Raw genomic sequence first — 15,186 nt, forward strand, 5'->3', positions numbered from 1 at the left:
CCCTGCGGAAAATATCGCAGAAGTCATCAGCCAAAAAGCGGTTTGGGCCTGAAGAGGCCGGGGGAGAACTTCATTCCCGGAAAAAAGAATACCACAGCGCAAAGAGTTTGGCAAGAAAAACTTCCCCGAGGAAACCCTCGGGGAAGCAGATACATTTTGTTATTTATTTCTGGGGCTGGGGAATGGGAATCTCTTCGGGGATGGGGCAATGATAGGTATCACCGTGCATCCGCTCTTTCCATTCTTCCTGTGCCTTTTCCACCAAGGTGGGATCATCCACCAGCTTGCTGGCGGTAGCGGCCAGCACCTTGGCGCCATAGAGCATACCCTTGTGGCCGATGCTCATGCCGGCGCAGGCAGTAATCTGCCAGCTGTGGCCCGGAGCGGCCCGGTTGCAGGTTGCAGTGCTCACCATGATGCAGGGAACGATGTGCTGCACATCGCCCACATCGGAGGAACCATACCCGTTGCGATTGGCAATGGGAGGTACCACCGAACAGATGGCGGGGCCGTCCAGCAGACCTGCGGCCTTCATCTTTTCATACTGGGGGCTTTCCAGATTGAGCTTCTGGGCAAAGTCCAGCTCTTCCTCAGTCCACTGGGGCAGGGGGATCTGCTCCATCATGTCGTGGGCTACTTCCACCAGCACCTTGTTGCTCATGGAGTTATAGCAGCCGCCCAAAAATTCAATTTCCAGCTTGGTTTCGGTCATATGGGCGGCGCCTTCGGCCACCTTGACCAGACGGGCATAGGTATCCTCAATGGCCTGGCGGCTCATGGCCCGCACATAATACCAGACACTGGCGTTATCAGGAACGATGTTGGGGGCTGTGCCGCCTTCTTTGATCACATAATGAATGCGAACATCGCTGGTCACATGCTCCCGCAGGTAGTTTGCACCCACATTCATCAGCTCTACGGCGTCCAGGGCCGAGCGGCCGTTGTGAGGATCGCCGCCGGCATGAGCGGTGACGCCGTGGAAATGGAAAATGGCGCTGTTCAGGCCGTTGGAAGTGCCCAGATTGACTCCGTTCATGGAGCCGCCGTGCCAGGCCAGAGCCACATCCAGCTCTTTGAAAGCGCCGCCGCGGGCCATGAAGGTTTTGCCGGTGAGGGCTTCTTCGGCAGGGCAGCCATAAAAGACCACAGTACCTTCTTTTCCGGTCTCTTCCAGATGGGCCTTCATGCCCAGAGCGCCGCCGATGCAGGCTACGCCCAGCAGGTTATGACCGCAGCCCTGGCCAGGTGCGCCGGGAGTGACAGGATCTTTCTGGGTGCAGATTTTCTGGCTCAGGCCGGGAAGGGCGTCATATTCTCCCAAAAAGCCGATCACCGGATGGCCCTTGCCCCAGGTGGCCCGGATGGCGGTGGGGAGACCGGCATAGCCCACTTCCACTGTGAAGCCCTGCTGACGCAGATAATCGGCCAGCCACTGGCAGGCGTTGACTTCGTTGTAGGCGGTTTCGGGAGTTTCCCAGATCTTCTGAGCCAGTTCGGTCAGTTCCTGAGCGGCCTGATCCACAGCACGGGTGGCAGCGATGTCCAACATAAAAGTTCCTCTCCTTTTCTGGTGGGAGGGTAACCCGGAAAGAGTAAATTCGGCAAGTTGCTGAAAAATGCAAAAAAATTATGTATAAAATACATAAATGCTCCGGTATATGCCCTTCCATTTGTGGATTATGAATCAATTTTACTCCCGTTATAGCGGGTTTGTCAATGCGCCGGGATCATTTGACGGCAAAAGAGGGGATATGGTATCATCAGAAAAAAACAAAGGGAGGATGCGAAAGTGAAGAAGGCATATATTTCTGCGGATATCGAGGGAATGGAAGGAGTTGTCACAAACATCCAGTGCTCCCGGCAGGGGGCGGATTTTGCTGTGGCCCGCAAACGCCTGGCGTTGGATGTGAACGCTGCGGCCCGTGCCTGTTTTGACAGCGGGTATGATGAAGTGCTGGTGTGCGATGGTCACGCCGATATGGAGAATCTGCTCATTGAAGATCTGGACGAGCGGATTAAACTGCTTTCCGGCGCCATGCGCCAGAGCCTGCAGATGGAGGCCATCGACGGCACCTTTGATGCTTATATTTCCTTTGGTCATGCCGGAGCCGGTCTGACTCCCGGCGGCGTCATCGACCACTGCTACAATGGGGGAAAGGTGTACAACCTGCGCTTTAACGGCATCACCATGAACACCGAAACGGTGGCCAATGCCGCCATGGCCGGTCATTACGGTGTGCCTTTGGTGGCCTGCATCGGTGATGCCGCCTTGGCCAAAGAAGTACAGGCTTTTGTGCCGAATTGTGAGGCCATTGTGGTGAAAGAGGGTGTTTCCCGCTTTGCTGCCATTTCCATTCACCCCAACAAGGCCCGGAAGCTGATTTATGATGGAGTCAAGGCAGGACTTGCCCGGCGGGATCAGATCCAGCCTTTGCGCCTGGGAGATCAGGTGACCATGGAAGTGGATTATAAAGATTCCAATATGGCCGATACCGCTATGCTCATTCCTGGAATGCGCCGCCTGAGCCAGCGGACAGTGGCCTATACAGGGGATGCCGAAACGGTTTTCAAACTCCATGAACTGATGCTCTATCGTCTGGTGGACAAGCTGTAAAAAGAAGGGAGAAAAAAGTGCGCTACCCAGAATTTTTGAAAAAAGGGGAAAGCCTGGGTTTTATCGCCCCGTCTTTTGGCTGTGCCATCGAGCCCTATCGCTCGGCTTTTCAGAACTCTCTGAAAAAATGGGAGAGCTTGGGGTATCGTGCCTTGCTGGGACCCAACTGTTATGAAGGTCAGGGGGTGGGAATCAGCAACACGCCCCAGGCCTGCGGAGCGGAGGTCAATGACTTTTTCCTCCATCAGCCGGTACAGGCCATTTTGTCCTGCGGCGGCGGAGAACTGATGTGTGAAATCCTGGATCATGTGGATTTTGAAGCCATCGGCAAAGCGCATCCCAAATGGTTCATGGGTTATTCCGACAACACCAACCTGACATTTCTGCTCACTACCCTGTGCAATCAGGCTTCCATTTACGGTCCCTGTGCTCCGGCCTTCGGCATGGAGCCCTGGCACCCCTCTCTGAGGGATGCTCATGGGCTGCTTACCGGGGAAAAGTGGACGGTGGAAAGCTATGACAAATGGGAAAAGGAAAGCCTGAAAGATGAAAACCACCCCTTGGAACCCTATCATGTCACAGAGGAAAACCGGGTTCTGGCCTTTCCCCAGCAGGACGCCGCTTTTTCCGGCCGGCTCCTGGGCGGGTGCATGGATTGTCTGGTGAATCTTACTGGTACCCGTTTTGACAAAGTGGAGGAGTTTTGTCACACCTACCGGCAGGACGGCATTGTGTGGTTTTTGGAAAGCTGTGATCTGAATGTGTTTGCTATTCGCAGGGCTTTGTGGCAGATGAAGGAGGCCGGTTGGTTCCGTCATGCCAAAGGTTTTCTCATTGGCCGCCCCGGTATTCACGGCCAGCAGATGATGGGCCTGGATCAATACCAGGCGGTGACAGAAGTGCTGCAAGAGTTTTCCGTTCCGGTGATTCTGGATGCCGACATCGGACATTTGCCTCCCATGATGCCTTTGGTGTGCGGCGCTCTGGCCCAGGCAGAGTACCGGGGAGGAAAACTGTCTCTCAGGATGAAGCGGGGATAGGGCTTGACGAACAACTTGTGCCCATGGTATGCTGAGCATAGAAAAGAGCGTTTTGCGGATCATACCCGATCTGCAAAACGCTCTTTTTTTATTTTGGGAAAAGGAGCGGAAGTGTATGACAAAATATCGGAAGATCGGGGCCGATGTGGTCATGGAGATCCTGGGTGGGATGCTCATTGCGTTGGGCGTTTATAATTTTGCTCTGGAAGCTGACTTTCCCATGACCGGCTTTTCCGGCATTTCCTTGCTGCTTTATCGTTTTTTGGGGGTGCCCATCGGCCTTTCCACGGTGCTGCTCAATGTGCCGGTGGCCATTTTGTGTTTCCGGCTGCTGGGACGGGGATTTTTCTTCCGTTCCATCCGGTGTATGGTGCTTTCCTCGCTGCTCATTGACTATGTGGCGCCCTTGCTGCCCCATTATGAAGGAAGTCGGTTGCTGGCGGCCATCTGCACCGGTGTGCTGGCCGGGTTGGGATATGCTTTGATCTATCTGCGCTCCTCTTCTACCGGCGGCACCGATTTTATCATCATGGCGGCCAAAAAGAAATGGCCCCATGTTACCCTGGGCAAGATCACCTTTATCACCGATGTGACGGTGGTGCTGTTGGGAGGACTGCTGATGGGAGATGTGGATGGCGTGATTTACGGTATGATTGTCAGCTATATCATGGCCATTGTGGTAGACCGGGTGATGTACGGCGTGGACGCAGGCAAACTGGCCCTGGTGGTTACCCGGAAAGGGCAGCAGGTGGCTGATGCCATTGAGGCCTGTTGCGGCCGGGGGTCCACCTTGCTTCAGGGGCAGGGGGGTTCCAGGGAGAAGAGAAGAAAGTGGTGATGTGCGCCTGCAACAACAAACAGATGCATCTGGTGCGTCAGGCGGCCAAGGGAGTGGATCCCCAGGCTTTCATCATCATTCTGGAATCCAATGAAGTGCTGGGAGAAGGGTTCAAAACAGGCGCAGCATAAAAAGAAGGCGGAGGGTCTTCCTCCGCCTTCTTGCTATGGCATATTGTTTTTGTGTTTATTTCACCACAGAGCTGTCTTTCAGCACCACATCGTGAGAACCACCTTCCACAATGCTGGTGGCCGAGACCAGGGTGATCTTGGCGTTTTTCTGCAGATCGGGAATGTTCAGCACGCCGCAGTTGCACATGGTGGAACGGACTTTGTTCAGAGAAACGGTTACATTGTCCTTCAGACTGCCAGCGTAGGGAACATAGGAGTCCACGCCTTCTTCAAAGGAGAGCTTCTTGTCGCCGCCCAGGTCATAGCGCTGCCAGTTGCGGGCCCGGTTGGAACCTTCGCCCCAGTATTCCTTCATATAGTTGCCGTTGATGATCACCTTGTTGGTGGGGCTCTCATCAAAGCGGGAGAAGTATCGACCCAGCATGATGAAGTCGGCACCCATGGCCAGAGCCAGGGTCATGTGATAATCGTGGACGATGCCGCCGTCGGAGCACAGAGGGATATAGATGCCGGTTTCTTCAAAGTACTCGTCCCGGGCCTTGGCCACTTCGATGACAGCAGTAGCCTGTCCGCGGCCGATGCCCTTCTGTTCACGGGTGATGCAGATACTGCCGCCGCCGATGCCGATCTTGATAAAGTCAGCTCCGGCTTCAGCCAGGAAACGGAAGCCTTCGGTGTCCACCACATTGCCGGCGCCAACCTTCACTTTGTCGCCATAGCGGGAGCGGATCCAGTCCAGAGTGATCTTCTGCCACTCGGAGAAGCCTTCGGAAGAGTCAATGCACAGCACATCGGCACCGGCTTCCACCAGAGCGGGAACCCGCTCGGCATAGTCACGGGTGTTGATGCCGGCGCCCACCATATAACGCTTGGAGCTGTCCAGCAGTTCATGGGCGTTTTCCTTGTGGGAGGAGTAGTCCTTGCGGAAAACGAAATACTTCAGCTTCTGATCCTTGTCCACCAGAGGGAGAGAGTTGAGCTTGTGTTCCCAGATGATGTCGTTGGCTTCCTTCAGGGAAGTGGAATCGGAAGCATAGATCAGTTTGTCAAAGGGAGTCATAAATTCAGATACCTTGGTGGAGGTATCCATACGGCTGACACGGTAATCACGGCTGGTGACCACACCCATCAGTTTGCCGTCGGGGGTGCCGTCATCGGTGATGGCCATGGTGGAGTGGCCGGTTTTTTCCTTGAGGGCCAGCACATCAGCCAGGGTATGTTCCGGAGTCAGGTTGGAATCGCTGCGGACAAAGCCGGCTTTATATGCTTTGACCCGGGCAACCATAGCGGCTTCATCTTCCACGCTCTGGGAGCCATAAATGAAGGAAAGGCCGCCCTCCTTGGCCAGGGCAATGGCCATGCGGTCATCGGAGACCGACTGCATAATGGCCGATACCAGAGGGATGTTCAGAGTCAAAGCAGATTCTTCGCCCTTTTTGAATTTGACCAAGGGAGTTTTCAGACTCACATTGGCCGGAATGCACTGGCTGGAAGAGTAGCCGGGGACCAACAGATATTCACCGAAAGTATGGGAAGGTTCCTCATAATAAAATGCCATGCTCAACTCTCCTTTATCTCTATATGTTTTCTACAAAAAATAACACAAAACTTCGGCAAAGTCAACAAGAACTTTTTCGGATTACAAAGCGGGGGGCTGTTTCATGCCAATACAGCTGAATACCACCGCAGCAGCGCCAGCCACAATGGCGGAAATACCCAGCACCAATCCGGTGATGGCAAAGGCTTTTTTCATAGGATCCATCCTTTCTCCCGGCAGGCCGGGTATATCGGTTTTTGAAAACGGCTACATCTACATCTATAATAGATGTAGTATAACACACACTGAGACAAAAAGCATCTATTCTTCTGCGGAAAAACAGAAAAGAACAAGAAAAAGTTTTGGCAAAGCAGAAAAAACAGTTGAAAAATACAAAGCAATCCGTTATACTATCTGAGTAACACGCCGGTGTGATGGAACTGGCAGACGTACGGGACTCAAAATCCCGCGGTGGCAACACCGTGCGGGTTCGACCCCCGCCACCGGCACCATACTGGAATGGAAACATTCCACTTGAAGAGCCCAGCCAATTTGGCTGGGCTCTTTTCATAACTATTTCCAGCAGAATTGGTTGAGCTGGGCGGAAAAGTATGTCTGCTTTCGCAAATAGCAAAAGTGAATGAACGGCTGATCGTAACCCCGAGAAGAACATAACAGTTCTTCTCGGGGTTTTGTTGAATATTAACTTTAATTTCCTATTGACTTTAATATTATTTATGATATACTCAATATAGTTAAAGTGAAAACGAAAGGAGAATTGAAATGGAAATAGATAAGATTCCACAGTGGATTCTTGCATTGGAACCGGAAGATGCGACTTTTCTTAAAAATTTTGTGCTGAAATCCGGGTCGCTCAAAGAAATTGCTCGCTTGTATGAGGTATCCTATCCCACTGTTCGTCTTCGTCTGGATAAACTGATCCAGAAAATAGAGCTGAACGATAAAAAGGAGGAGGAGCCCTTTTCCACTTTCATCAAAGGGCTGGCCGTGGATTCCAGAATCGATCTGGAAACGGCGAAGCTTATTATTGATAAGTACAAGCAAGAGAAAGGAGAATAGCAATGTAACATTGGATCTTTATGATCGTTGTCATAGGCCTTTTTGCAATCCATGAAAAATGGGACATTGGTTTATAACTGAGAACCTTTGATTGAATGAGCATAGATGCGTAGGGCTGAAATGATGAAAGCAAGTGATATATAAGGAAAGGGAGAAGCGAGAATGATTGATGTAACGGTTCTAGAACTTGTTGCTGGTTTTGCTATTGCGTTGGTATTGATGGTGGCTGAGAATCTCTTGTGTACAAAGATGAAAAGTCCCCTTTGGGGTGGTATGATTCCATGCTTGATCCTTATAGGAACCATTTGGATTTTTGCCAGCGGTATTGTTCCGTTGGAAATGCGGTATGTTTTTCCCTTCGTTATCCTGAATACTTTGTTTTTTGGAGAGTGGGGAAGTGGACGGGATAAATACAAAAAGCTGCAGCAGAAAGAAATGGAACGCATGAGAGCGAAAGATATGTAAGGAGGTAAATTTGATGAAGGCAGCAATTTCGTTGGTGATTGCCCTCGTTGTGATCGTATTTCATTATTGGGCTTGTCGCCGTCCTCCGAAATATTGGTATGTGGGCGGAATTATCCCTTTTGCGTGGATTATCTTTTTGGCCGTGCTCTTCTTCAATGGTATGATCAATTTGGCAGAGGACTGGAAAACAATTTTGTTTCCTACAGTGATTGTTTTTTTGATGTGGGCCGAAGGCCATGAAGTTGCGAAGAAAAAAGAAATCGCCAAGATGAAAGCAAAAGATATTTGAATCAAAGTCAGACCGTAAAACAGGGAAGCGGTTGACCCTTTGTTTTTTAGTGCCATAAATGTTTTATCGTTGTTCCAAAATCCACAAGCTTTCTTAAGAGCTTGTGGATTTTTTTGTGTTCGGAAAAACATTTACGATTTACGGGGGAAAAGGCGGAACAGGGTTTGAAAGTTGAACCAACAGGGAAAAAGGTGTATAATATAAAACCAATGTTTTGATCATTTGACAGCCATGGGGCGGAGGAGTGGGAAAATGGCAAGGGAAAAAAGACCGGTGTGGCAGGTGCTGGCCTGGGACTGGGGATATTTGCTCTGTTTTGAGCTGGCCCATAAAATGGCGGGATTTTTGCTGCTTCTGCCCTTGTTCCGGGGTATGTCCGCCCGAATGCTTCGCACTTCGGAACTGGAGACCGTCACAAAGCAGACCTTGCGGGCCATGACCCAAAGCCCTTCGGCGGCCGTGGTGAGTTTTCTCTGGGCGCTGCTTTTTTTGTGGTATTTTTATTTTGAAATGATGACCCTGGCCCTGGCTTGTGAGCGAGCCTGGCGGCGGGAGAGCACATCTTTTCTCAGACTGCTGGGAAAGGCTTTTCTCCGCTCTGTGCGGTTGTTCCGATGGGCCAATCTGCCGCTGCTTCTTGGCCTGACGGCGGCGCTGCCGGTGCTGATGGCTCCTTTTACCGGGAACATGGGCATTGCAGGGCAGATCGTCAATTCCTTTCTCAATCTGGCCCAGCAGCACAGTTGGGTATGGGGACTTCTGTTGCTTCTGATCCTGCTTCTGGCCGGGGCGTTGTTCTGGTTTCTTTTCGGCTTTCAGGCCATGGCCCAGGGGGCCAAGTTTCCTCAGGCATGGGAGCAAAGCTGCCGTATTCTCAGCCGCTATAAGAAACAGGCTTTGAATCAGGTGGTGCGCTATTTTCTGCGGATGGGCCTGGGTGTGCTGGTGCTTTATCTGGTGGCGGTGTACATCACGGCGGGAGTGGCCAATTTCCGTTATGATACCGACGAAGCCAGAGCAGTTTTTCAGCTGGATTATCTGGCCTGGAGCCGATTGGGGCGCATTGGTGTGTTTGTTCTTTTCTCCGTGGTGTTCTTTGCGCTCACCACTGTGATGTATCACCGGTTCCGGGGAGACCGGCAGCCTCAGGGAAAGCAGAGACGGCGGCTGGCACGGATATTGCGTCTGACTTCCATCACGCTCGGTTTGGCGGCGCTGGCCGTTTTCAGTGAGACCGAACTGGGCGGTCAGGTGTTTTATTGGCCGGAGACCCAGATCCAGGTGGTGGCTCACCGGGGCGGCGCCCAGTTGGCGCCGGAAAACACACTGGCTGCTTTGCGGGCGGCCAAAGCCAGCGGATCGGCCATTGCGGAGATCGATATCCGTCAGACCAGCGATGGCACACTGATTCTGCTCCATGACACTTCCTTGCGCCGCACGACCGGCTATAATGCCCAGGTGTGGGATGTAACTTATGAAGATATACAGAAACTCAATCTGGTGGAGCCGATTCCCACGCTGGATGAAGCCATCAAGACGGCAGGGAAAAAACTGGATCTGATGATCGAACTGAAGGTAACCGGAAACGAACGGTCTTTGGTGGAGCGAACCGTGGCGCTCATTCGGAAGAACAAAGCAGAGGAACGCTGCTCCATCGCGTCCATGGATCTGGAAACGCTGGAGCGGGTGAAGGAGATCGCACCGGAGATCAAGACGGTCTACATCACTTCCTTGCTTTATGGAGATCAATATAATATTGATTATGTGGATGGATACAGTATCCAATATACATTTCTCAATCCCTTGCTGGTGTCGCAGATCCATGCCGCAGGAAAAGAGGCCTATACCTGGACCGCCAACAGTGAATGGGGTATCCGACGGGCCATCTATTGCCAGCCGGACGGCATTGTCACCGATAACCCTTATCTGGTACAATATTTTCTGGAATCAGGTGATCAGAGCCTGCTGCTGGAATTTTGGACGCCGGTATTTTTCGGCTATCCCACAGCGCCTTCTGTTTTGCTGGATGAAGTAAACGATTTGTTGGAATAGAAAAGGGGACAGATGTGAAACAGGCCATATTTCTGGATACTTTTTTGGGGCGGGTGGGTATCGCCCAGGAAGGTGAGGCCATTACCCATGTGTTTTTTGGAAACTCGGTGCGGCCCGATGCCTTTGTGGAAGAGAGTACCCCTCTTTTGGAGGAGGCCGCCCGGCAGTTGAGAGAATATTTGGAAGGAACGCGCAAAGAATTTGATCTGCCCCTTTGTCCTCATGGAACAGAGTTTCAGTGCCAGGTGTGGCAGCTGCTCAGACAGATCCCCTATGGAACCACCATCACCTATGGGCAGCTGGCCCGGATGGTTGGTAAACCCGGGGCAGCCCGGGCGGTAGGGCAGGCCAACGGCCGCAATCCCATTTCCATTTTCATTCCCTGCCACCGGGTGGTGGGGGCCGCAGGAGTGCTGCGGGGATATGCCGGAGGCACAGAGCAAAAGAAGAAACTGCTGCATCTGGAAGGGGCATTGCCTCAGAAACCGGGAAAGGAGAAGAAAAAATGACAGGAGAATACACCATTGCCGTTCACGCATTGGTCTATTTGAATCATATGGGCACCATGTTGTCCAGCGAAAAGATGGCCTCCAACATTTGCACCAATCCGGCTCGGGTGCGGAAGGTGCTGGCCAAGCTGAAGCGGGCCGGACTGGTGGAGACCCGGGAAGGCAGCGAAGGGGGATATCGCTTTCAGAAAGATCCCGATCAGGTGACGCTGCGCCAGGTGGCCGAGGCGGTGGAAACCACTTTTGTGGAATGTTCCTGGCATTCCGGCGGGGAAGACATCAAATGTCAGGTGGCTTCCGGAATGGCCGGCGTGATGGACGATATCTGCAGCCAGCTCAATAGCATCTGCCTGGACCGTCTGGAGCAGATCACCATCGCCCAGATTGAAAAAAGACTGTTCCATAAGGAATGAATGGCAAAGGGCCGCTTGACCTGGAGCAAACTCCAGGGAGTACAATGGAAAAAAGAAAGGCTGGGAGGGAAAGGCATGACCATTGGAGAAGCGGCGCAGAAATATGATTTGTCCGTGGATACACTGCGTTATTATGAACGCATCGGTTTGATTCCGCCGGTACCACGCACCCCCAGCGGACTTCGGGATTATGATGAAGAGTCGTGCGGCTGGGTGGAATTTGTCAAATGTATGCGCAGTGCCGGCGTGGCTGTGGAGGCCCTGATCCAGTATGTGGCGTTGTTTCGCCAGGGGGAAAGCACCCGGGAGCAGCGGAAGCATCTTCTTCTGGAGCAGCGGCAGCGGCTGTGCAGCCGTATTCAGGAAATGGAACAGACTTTGCAGCGGCTGGATGCCAAGATTGACAATTATGAAAACTGGGTGATTCCGGCGGAGAAGCGCCTGTTTCATTCTCAGGATGTGGAAAAATGCGTGGAATAAGCGGGGCGCACAAGAGTGCGCTCCGCTTATTCTGTTTTGCATAAAAAATGTTATCGAAAAATTTCATAAATATTGAAAATGTGCAAATGATCTTTGAAAAAGTAGGTAAAAAATCTCAAAAAAGCAAAAGATTAAATTGAAAATTTGTGAAAAATGTTTAAATAAAGTGTCGCTTCCATAGGCGGTGAAGAAGATAAAATTGTGCAAATTTCTGATTTTAGAAAAGTAAAGTATGCAAAAATATACAAAAATCAGCGGCGGATTCCAGCGAGGAAACAGGAATTTATTGTTTTTTAATTTTTGACAGCAACCAGGCAGGGGGCTATAATAAAAAGCAGTCAATGGAAAACACAATCCGGAGACAGAACCCAGTTTTCACCTGCGGGGTGCAGGTGAAATGATGAAAATGAGGTGAAAGGTATGAAGAAGAAAACACGAATACTCAGCTTCCTGTTGGCCACTGTGATGGCTTCCGGCTTGTTGGCTGGCTGCTCCAGCGACGGCGGCGATAAGGACAGCGGTAAGGAAGATGGCGGCAAGAAGGACAGCATTGTCATTGCTACCATGGGTGAGACCCCTTCTCTGTCTCCCACTGAGCACAACGCAGTGGCAGGCTCTTATATGAATATCCTCACCTATAACACCCTGTTCAAAACCAGTATGGACCTGGAACCGGTTCCTGATCTGGTGGATTCCTATGAGAATGTGGACGACAGTACATGGCACTTCAAGCTGAAGGAAGGCGTCAAGTTCCACAACGGCGATACCATGACCGCTGATGATGTGGTGGCTTCCCTCCAGTGGGCCCAGGGCTTTGCCGAAGTCAATCTGTACAATAAGAACTTTATCTCCATCTCCAAGGTGGACGACCTGACTGTTGAGATCAAGACCGACGGCCCCGACGCCATGGTGCTGAGCAACCTGACTTCCCATGGTAATGCCGTTGTTCCCAAGAAGCTCATCGACGAAGGTCATGACTTCAACGCCGATCCCATCGGCACCGGCCCCTACAAGCTGGTCGAGTGGAAGCGGGGCGACAGCCTGGAGTTCGAGGCTTTTGAAGATTATTTTGAAGGCGCTCCTTCCATCAAGCATATGACCTGGAAGATCATCCCTGAAGGTTCTTCCCGTACCATCGCTCTGGAAGCTGGCGAAATCGACTTCATCATCGAAGTGGAAGCCATGGACGCTGATCGTCTGAAGGAAAACAGCGATCTGTCCGTTATCGAGTATAACGCCACCAACCTGACCTGGCTGATGCTGAACAACGAAGTGCCCGGCCTGGACAATCAGGATGTGCGTCATGCTATCAACACCGCCATCGACAAAGAAAGCGTCGTCACCGTGGCTTACAACGGTATGGCCACCCCGGCTCTTTCCCAGATGCCTATGAACTTTGAAGGCGCTACCGAAGAGAACGCCGACACCTATGATGTGGAGAAGGCCAAGGAATGGCTGGAGAAATCCGGTGTGGATCCTGCTTCTGTCCAGTTCTCCATCATCTGCTCCGATGACACCAAGAAGCGCGCCGGTGAAGTAATTCAGGCCAACCTGAAGGAAATCGGCATCAACTGCGAAATCGAGAGCATGGACCTGGCCACTTATCTGTCGGCCACAGCCGAAGGTGACTTCACCGCGGCCATCGGCGGCTATTCTTCTGACAGCCTGCTTTCCTATGTGGTAGGCGTCTATCACAGCTCCTCTATCAATGCTTCCAACAAGACTCGTCTGAACAATCCTGAAGTGGATGCCCTGATCGACAAGGCGAAGATCACTGTGGATGCGGCGGAGAGAAAGCCCATCATGGAAGAACTGTCTGCTCTGCTCAACGAGATCTGCTCCCAGGCTCCCATCTATCAGCCCATTTCTATGAGAGCTTTTGATGCCCGCCTCCAGGGTGTGGAAATCACCGACGGCGGCACAATCTTCTGGCAGTATGTCTCTTGGGGCGAATAAGTTTCCAGTATATTGATTCCAATCCAATAAAAAAGCCGGGGTTATTGCCCCGGCTTTTTTGTACAAATGAAGAAGCAGATTTATTGACATTTTCTTGACAAATAACCATGCCTGGGGTAGGATGGTAGCGAGAGGAGCGGGACCATGCGGGAAGAAGAAAAAAAGCCGTTGGATTTGTCTGAATATGGGAGAACAGATCTGATTTTTGATTTTGTCTCCACTTATTATGAAAGAACCAATATTTCCCGGGATTACGGCACGGGGGACTCCTATTCCATGACGGAAGTGCATATGCTCACCCGCATTGCAGATCATCCGGGAATCACTGTGACCGAGTTGTCTCAGCGGGGAAATCGCACCAAAAGCGCCATTTCCCAGGTGGTCAAGCGCCTGGAGGAAAAAGGCCTGGTGGAAAAACGCAAGGCAGCAGACAATGGAAGCCGCACATTGCTTTATGCTACCCCCAGCGGCCAGCAGCTCAGTGAATACCATAAAGCTTACGATGTGGAACACGGCGCAGCTTTTGATGCCATGCTGGCAAAAGAAAAAGGGGAAGAAGCTGTGGAACAGTTTTACGAAGTTTTGGCCTGCATGTATAATTATATGCGCCGGAAGAGAGAAAACAGCATAAGGGAAAAATGCTGTCGGGGATGCGGCTGCGAAGAAGAGCTGACAGCAGAAGAATCATAAGAGTGCAAAACGGCGCCGGAAGCCCGGCGCCGTTTTCTTACAATGTTTATTTAGCGTTTTAGAAGAAAAAAGAGATGGAACAGCGGAGAAAATCCGATTGGAAGCAGGAGAGAAAGGGTTATCTCTGGCGGAAGGTGGCGCATTCGGTCTGCTGGCCCGGGCCGCTGCGCACGGTGACCTGGGCAGCTGTGCAGCTGCCGCCTGCGTTGTAGGTGCAGCTCTGGGCTGCGCAGGAGATCTGGCAGTTGGGATGGGGAACGCCCTGGGAGGGGCCGTTCTGCATTGCGCTGTTCTGAGGCTGGAACGAAGCGCAGCAGGTATCGGCACACTGGCTGGCCTGTGTGCCGCCCACTTCAATGCTCTGGAGACAGCAGCAGCCCTGGGAATTGTTGGCGCAGGAACTGACGCCGCATTGCAGATTTGTCATATCGATCGTCTTCCTTTCTGCGTCCGTCCTTGCCGCTTGGCGGCGTTTCGGACCGCAGTGATAGTTTTTCCCAAAAAAGACGGTCTATTCACAATTTTATTCGTTTGCAGTTGACGGGCTTTTCAGAGCATGGTATACTTCGAACTGTTTGAATATCAAATAAAAAACAACCTGAAAGGAAAAGAAAGGGGCGGAAAGATGGCGGGAAATTTGGAAAATCTCAATGGATTTTTGGTAGGGCTTTTCAATGAGATTTTGAAAATCGAAGGAAATGCCTTGTGTTCTGGGGAGACCCAGGAGATCTCCTTGAGGGATATGCACATTATTGAGGCCATCTGCGCCGGAAAAACCATGCGTGAGAGGCGGACAACAGCCGTGGCCCAGCGGCTGGGCGTGACCACGGGAACATTGACCGTGGCCATCAACAGCCTGGAGAAAAAGGGATATGTGGAGCGCCAGCAGGACCCTGCCGACCGAAGGGTGGTATTGCTCTCGCTGACGGAGAAAGCACTGCGTGCTCAGCAGATCCATGAGAATTTTCATCGGGAGATGGTGGAGAACATTGCCGGTGTTCTGTCTGCGGAGGAAATGGCTGTTTTGATGCGGGCCTTGGGGGCAGTGCAAAACTATCTGCGCTCGTATCAATAAGAATATTTTGGATGGAA

At 51.8% G+C, this 15,186-nt stretch carries 17 protein-coding genes, 1 tRNA gene and 1 riboswitch; of the genes, 15 read left to right on the plus strand and 3 right to left on the minus strand.

The genetic code is table 11. The features are described 5' to 3' along the window. Nucleotides 1-10 precede the first annotated feature (10 nt). A riboswitch (Fluoride riboswitch) is annotated at nucleotides 11-87 on the minus strand. Nucleotides 88-163: 76 nt separating this feature from the next. Next, nucleotides 164-1,549: an amidohydrolase gene (locus H6A25_RS09310; protein ID WP_204751878.1), complete on the minus strand. Its 1,386-nt coding sequence runs from the start codon at nucleotides 1,547-1,549 to the stop codon at nucleotides 164-166. Between the two features lie 240 nt (nucleotides 1,550-1,789). Between H6A25_RS09310 and H6A25_RS09315 the strand changes: the two genes are divergently transcribed. The 4 genes from H6A25_RS09315 (at nucleotide 1,790) to H6A25_RS13085 (ending at nucleotide 4,623) form a co-directional block, all read left to right on the plus strand. After that, entirely contained in the window at nucleotides 1,790-2,614 is an 825-nt protein-coding gene (locus H6A25_RS09315) for a M55 family metallopeptidase (protein ID WP_204751879.1), read from the plus strand. A gap of 17 nt (nucleotides 2,615-2,631) precedes the next feature. After that, nucleotides 2,632-3,654: an LD-carboxypeptidase gene (locus H6A25_RS09320; protein ID WP_204751880.1), complete on the plus strand. Its 1,023-nt coding sequence runs from the start codon at nucleotides 2,632-2,634 to the stop codon at nucleotides 3,652-3,654. Nucleotides 3,655-3,769: 115 nt separating this feature from the next. Continuing rightward, complete coding sequence (locus tag H6A25_RS09325) at nucleotides 3,770-4,492, plus strand: YitT family protein (RefSeq protein ID WP_345941602.1); 723 nt, start codon at nucleotides 3,770-3,772, stop codon at nucleotides 4,490-4,492. Continuing rightward, entirely contained in the window at nucleotides 4,492-4,623 is a 132-nt protein-coding gene (locus H6A25_RS13085; protein ID WP_345941603.1) for a DUF2179 domain-containing protein, read from the plus strand. Before H6A25_RS09325 ends, H6A25_RS13085 begins: the two co-directional genes overlap by 1 nt. A gap of 55 nt (nucleotides 4,624-4,678) precedes the next feature. Here H6A25_RS13085 and H6A25_RS09330 read toward each other — a convergent pair whose 3' ends face one another. Continuing rightward, nucleotides 4,679-6,181, minus strand: a complete 1,503-nt coding sequence (locus tag H6A25_RS09330; RefSeq protein WP_204751881.1) for an IMP dehydrogenase — start codon at nucleotides 6,179-6,181, stop codon at nucleotides 4,679-4,681. A 404-nt stretch (nucleotides 6,182-6,585) separates the two neighbouring features. On the opposite strand from H6A25_RS09330, the gene H6A25_RS09335 reads away from it, so the two are divergent. From H6A25_RS09335 to H6A25_RS09380, 10 genes are all read left to right on the plus strand, one after another. Beyond that, nucleotides 6,586-6,672 (plus strand) — tRNA-Leu (locus tag H6A25_RS09335). 271 nt (nucleotides 6,673-6,943) lie between these two features. Then, on the plus strand, nucleotides 6,944-7,240 hold the full coding sequence (locus H6A25_RS09340; protein ID WP_204751882.1) for a DUF2089 family protein: 297 nt from the start codon (nucleotides 6,944-6,946) through the stop codon (nucleotides 7,238-7,240). Nucleotides 7,241-7,402: 162 nt separating this feature from the next. Then, a complete protein-coding gene (locus H6A25_RS09345) occupies nucleotides 7,403-7,705 on the plus strand; it encodes a hypothetical protein (protein ID WP_204751883.1) in 303 nt (100 codons plus the stop codon). 13 nt (nucleotides 7,706-7,718) lie between these two features. Further along, on the plus strand, nucleotides 7,719-7,994 hold the full coding sequence (locus tag H6A25_RS09350; protein ID WP_118428332.1) for a hypothetical protein: 276 nt from the start codon (nucleotides 7,719-7,721) through the stop codon (nucleotides 7,992-7,994). A 252-nt stretch (nucleotides 7,995-8,246) separates the two neighbouring features. Beyond that, nucleotides 8,247-10,046: a glycerophosphodiester phosphodiesterase family protein gene (locus H6A25_RS09355; protein ID WP_204751884.1), complete on the plus strand. Its 1,800-nt coding sequence runs from the start codon at nucleotides 8,247-8,249 to the stop codon at nucleotides 10,044-10,046. Between the two features lie 14 nt (nucleotides 10,047-10,060). Then, on the plus strand, nucleotides 10,061-10,555 hold the full coding sequence (locus H6A25_RS09360) for a methylated-DNA--[protein]-cysteine S-methyltransferase (RefSeq protein ID WP_204751885.1): 495 nt from the start codon (nucleotides 10,061-10,063) through the stop codon (nucleotides 10,553-10,555). Further along, nucleotides 10,552-10,968 (plus strand): RrF2 family transcriptional regulator, encoded by a 417-nt coding sequence (locus H6A25_RS09365; protein ID WP_204751886.1) that lies wholly within the window; start codon nucleotides 10,552-10,554, stop codon nucleotides 10,966-10,968. Before H6A25_RS09360 ends, H6A25_RS09365 begins: the two co-directional genes overlap by 4 nt. Nucleotides 10,969-11,043: 75 nt before the next feature. Next, nucleotides 11,044-11,448, plus strand: coding sequence for a MerR family transcriptional regulator (locus H6A25_RS09370; protein WP_204751887.1), 405 nt, complete (start codon nucleotides 11,044-11,046; stop codon nucleotides 11,446-11,448). Between the two features lie 420 nt (nucleotides 11,449-11,868). Further along, nucleotides 11,869-13,404, plus strand: coding sequence for an ABC transporter substrate-binding protein (locus H6A25_RS09375; protein ID WP_204751888.1), 1,536 nt, complete (start codon nucleotides 11,869-11,871; stop codon nucleotides 13,402-13,404). 144 nt (nucleotides 13,405-13,548) lie between these two features. Beyond that, nucleotides 13,549-14,094, plus strand: a complete 546-nt coding sequence (locus H6A25_RS09380) for a MarR family winged helix-turn-helix transcriptional regulator (RefSeq protein ID WP_204751889.1) — start codon at nucleotides 13,549-13,551, stop codon at nucleotides 14,092-14,094. A 118-nt stretch (nucleotides 14,095-14,212) separates the two neighbouring features. Here the strand turns inward: H6A25_RS09380 and H6A25_RS09385 are convergent, their stop codons facing one another. Beyond that, nucleotides 14,213-14,521: a DUF1540 domain-containing protein gene (locus H6A25_RS09385; protein WP_204751890.1), complete on the minus strand. Its 309-nt coding sequence runs from the start codon at nucleotides 14,519-14,521 to the stop codon at nucleotides 14,213-14,215. A gap of 198 nt (nucleotides 14,522-14,719) precedes the next feature. Here H6A25_RS09385 and H6A25_RS09390 point away from each other — a divergent pair, with 198 nt between their 5' ends. Then, nucleotides 14,720-15,169 (plus strand): MarR family winged helix-turn-helix transcriptional regulator, encoded by a 450-nt coding sequence (locus H6A25_RS09390; protein WP_204751891.1) that lies wholly within the window; start codon nucleotides 14,720-14,722, stop codon nucleotides 15,167-15,169. Nucleotides 15,170-15,186: the final 17 nt, after the last annotated feature.

It is taken from the genome of Intestinimonas butyriciproducens (assembly GCF_016901775.1).
Classification (GTDB): domain Bacteria; phylum Bacillota; class Clostridia; order Oscillospirales; family Butyricicoccaceae; genus Pseudobutyricicoccus.

Excerpts from the sequence above, each read along its gene's own strand:
- H6A25_RS09310 (WP_204751878.1), bottom strand. The coding sequence starts at position 1,549 with ATGTTGGACATCGCTGCCACCCGTGCTGTGGATCAGGCCGCTCAGGAA.
- H6A25_RS09325 (WP_345941602.1), top strand. The coding sequence starts at position 3,770 with ATGACAAAATATCGGAAGATCGGGGCCGATGTGGTCATGGAGATCCTG.
- H6A25_RS13085 (WP_345941603.1), top strand. The coding sequence starts at position 4,492 with ATGTGCGCCTGCAACAACAAACAGATGCATCTGGTGCGTCAGGCGGCC.
- H6A25_RS09330 (WP_204751881.1), bottom strand. The coding sequence starts at position 6,181 with ATGGCATTTTATTATGAGGAACCTTCCCATACTTTCGGTGAATATCTG.
- H6A25_RS09340 (WP_204751882.1), top strand. The coding sequence starts at position 6,944 with ATGGAAATAGATAAGATTCCACAGTGGATTCTTGCATTGGAACCGGAA.
- H6A25_RS09345 (WP_204751883.1), top strand. The coding sequence starts at position 7,403 with ATGATTGATGTAACGGTTCTAGAACTTGTTGCTGGTTTTGCTATTGCG.
- H6A25_RS09350 (WP_118428332.1), top strand. The coding sequence starts at position 7,719 with ATGAAGGCAGCAATTTCGTTGGTGATTGCCCTCGTTGTGATCGTATTT.
- H6A25_RS09355 (WP_204751884.1), top strand. The coding sequence starts at position 8,247 with ATGGCAAGGGAAAAAAGACCGGTGTGGCAGGTGCTGGCCTGGGACTGG.
- H6A25_RS09365 (WP_204751886.1), top strand. The coding sequence starts at position 10,552 with ATGACAGGAGAATACACCATTGCCGTTCACGCATTGGTCTATTTGAAT.
- H6A25_RS09370 (WP_204751887.1), top strand. The coding sequence starts at position 11,044 with ATGACCATTGGAGAAGCGGCGCAGAAATATGATTTGTCCGTGGATACA.
- H6A25_RS09375 (WP_204751888.1), top strand. The coding sequence starts at position 11,869 with ATGAAGAAGAAAACACGAATACTCAGCTTCCTGTTGGCCACTGTGATG.
- H6A25_RS09380 (WP_204751889.1), top strand. The coding sequence starts at position 13,549 with ATGCGGGAAGAAGAAAAAAAGCCGTTGGATTTGTCTGAATATGGGAGA.
- H6A25_RS09385 (WP_204751890.1), bottom strand. The coding sequence starts at position 14,521 with ATGACAAATCTGCAATGCGGCGTCAGTTCCTGCGCCAACAATTCCCAG.
- H6A25_RS09390 (WP_204751891.1), top strand. The coding sequence starts at position 14,720 with ATGGCGGGAAATTTGGAAAATCTCAATGGATTTTTGGTAGGGCTTTTC.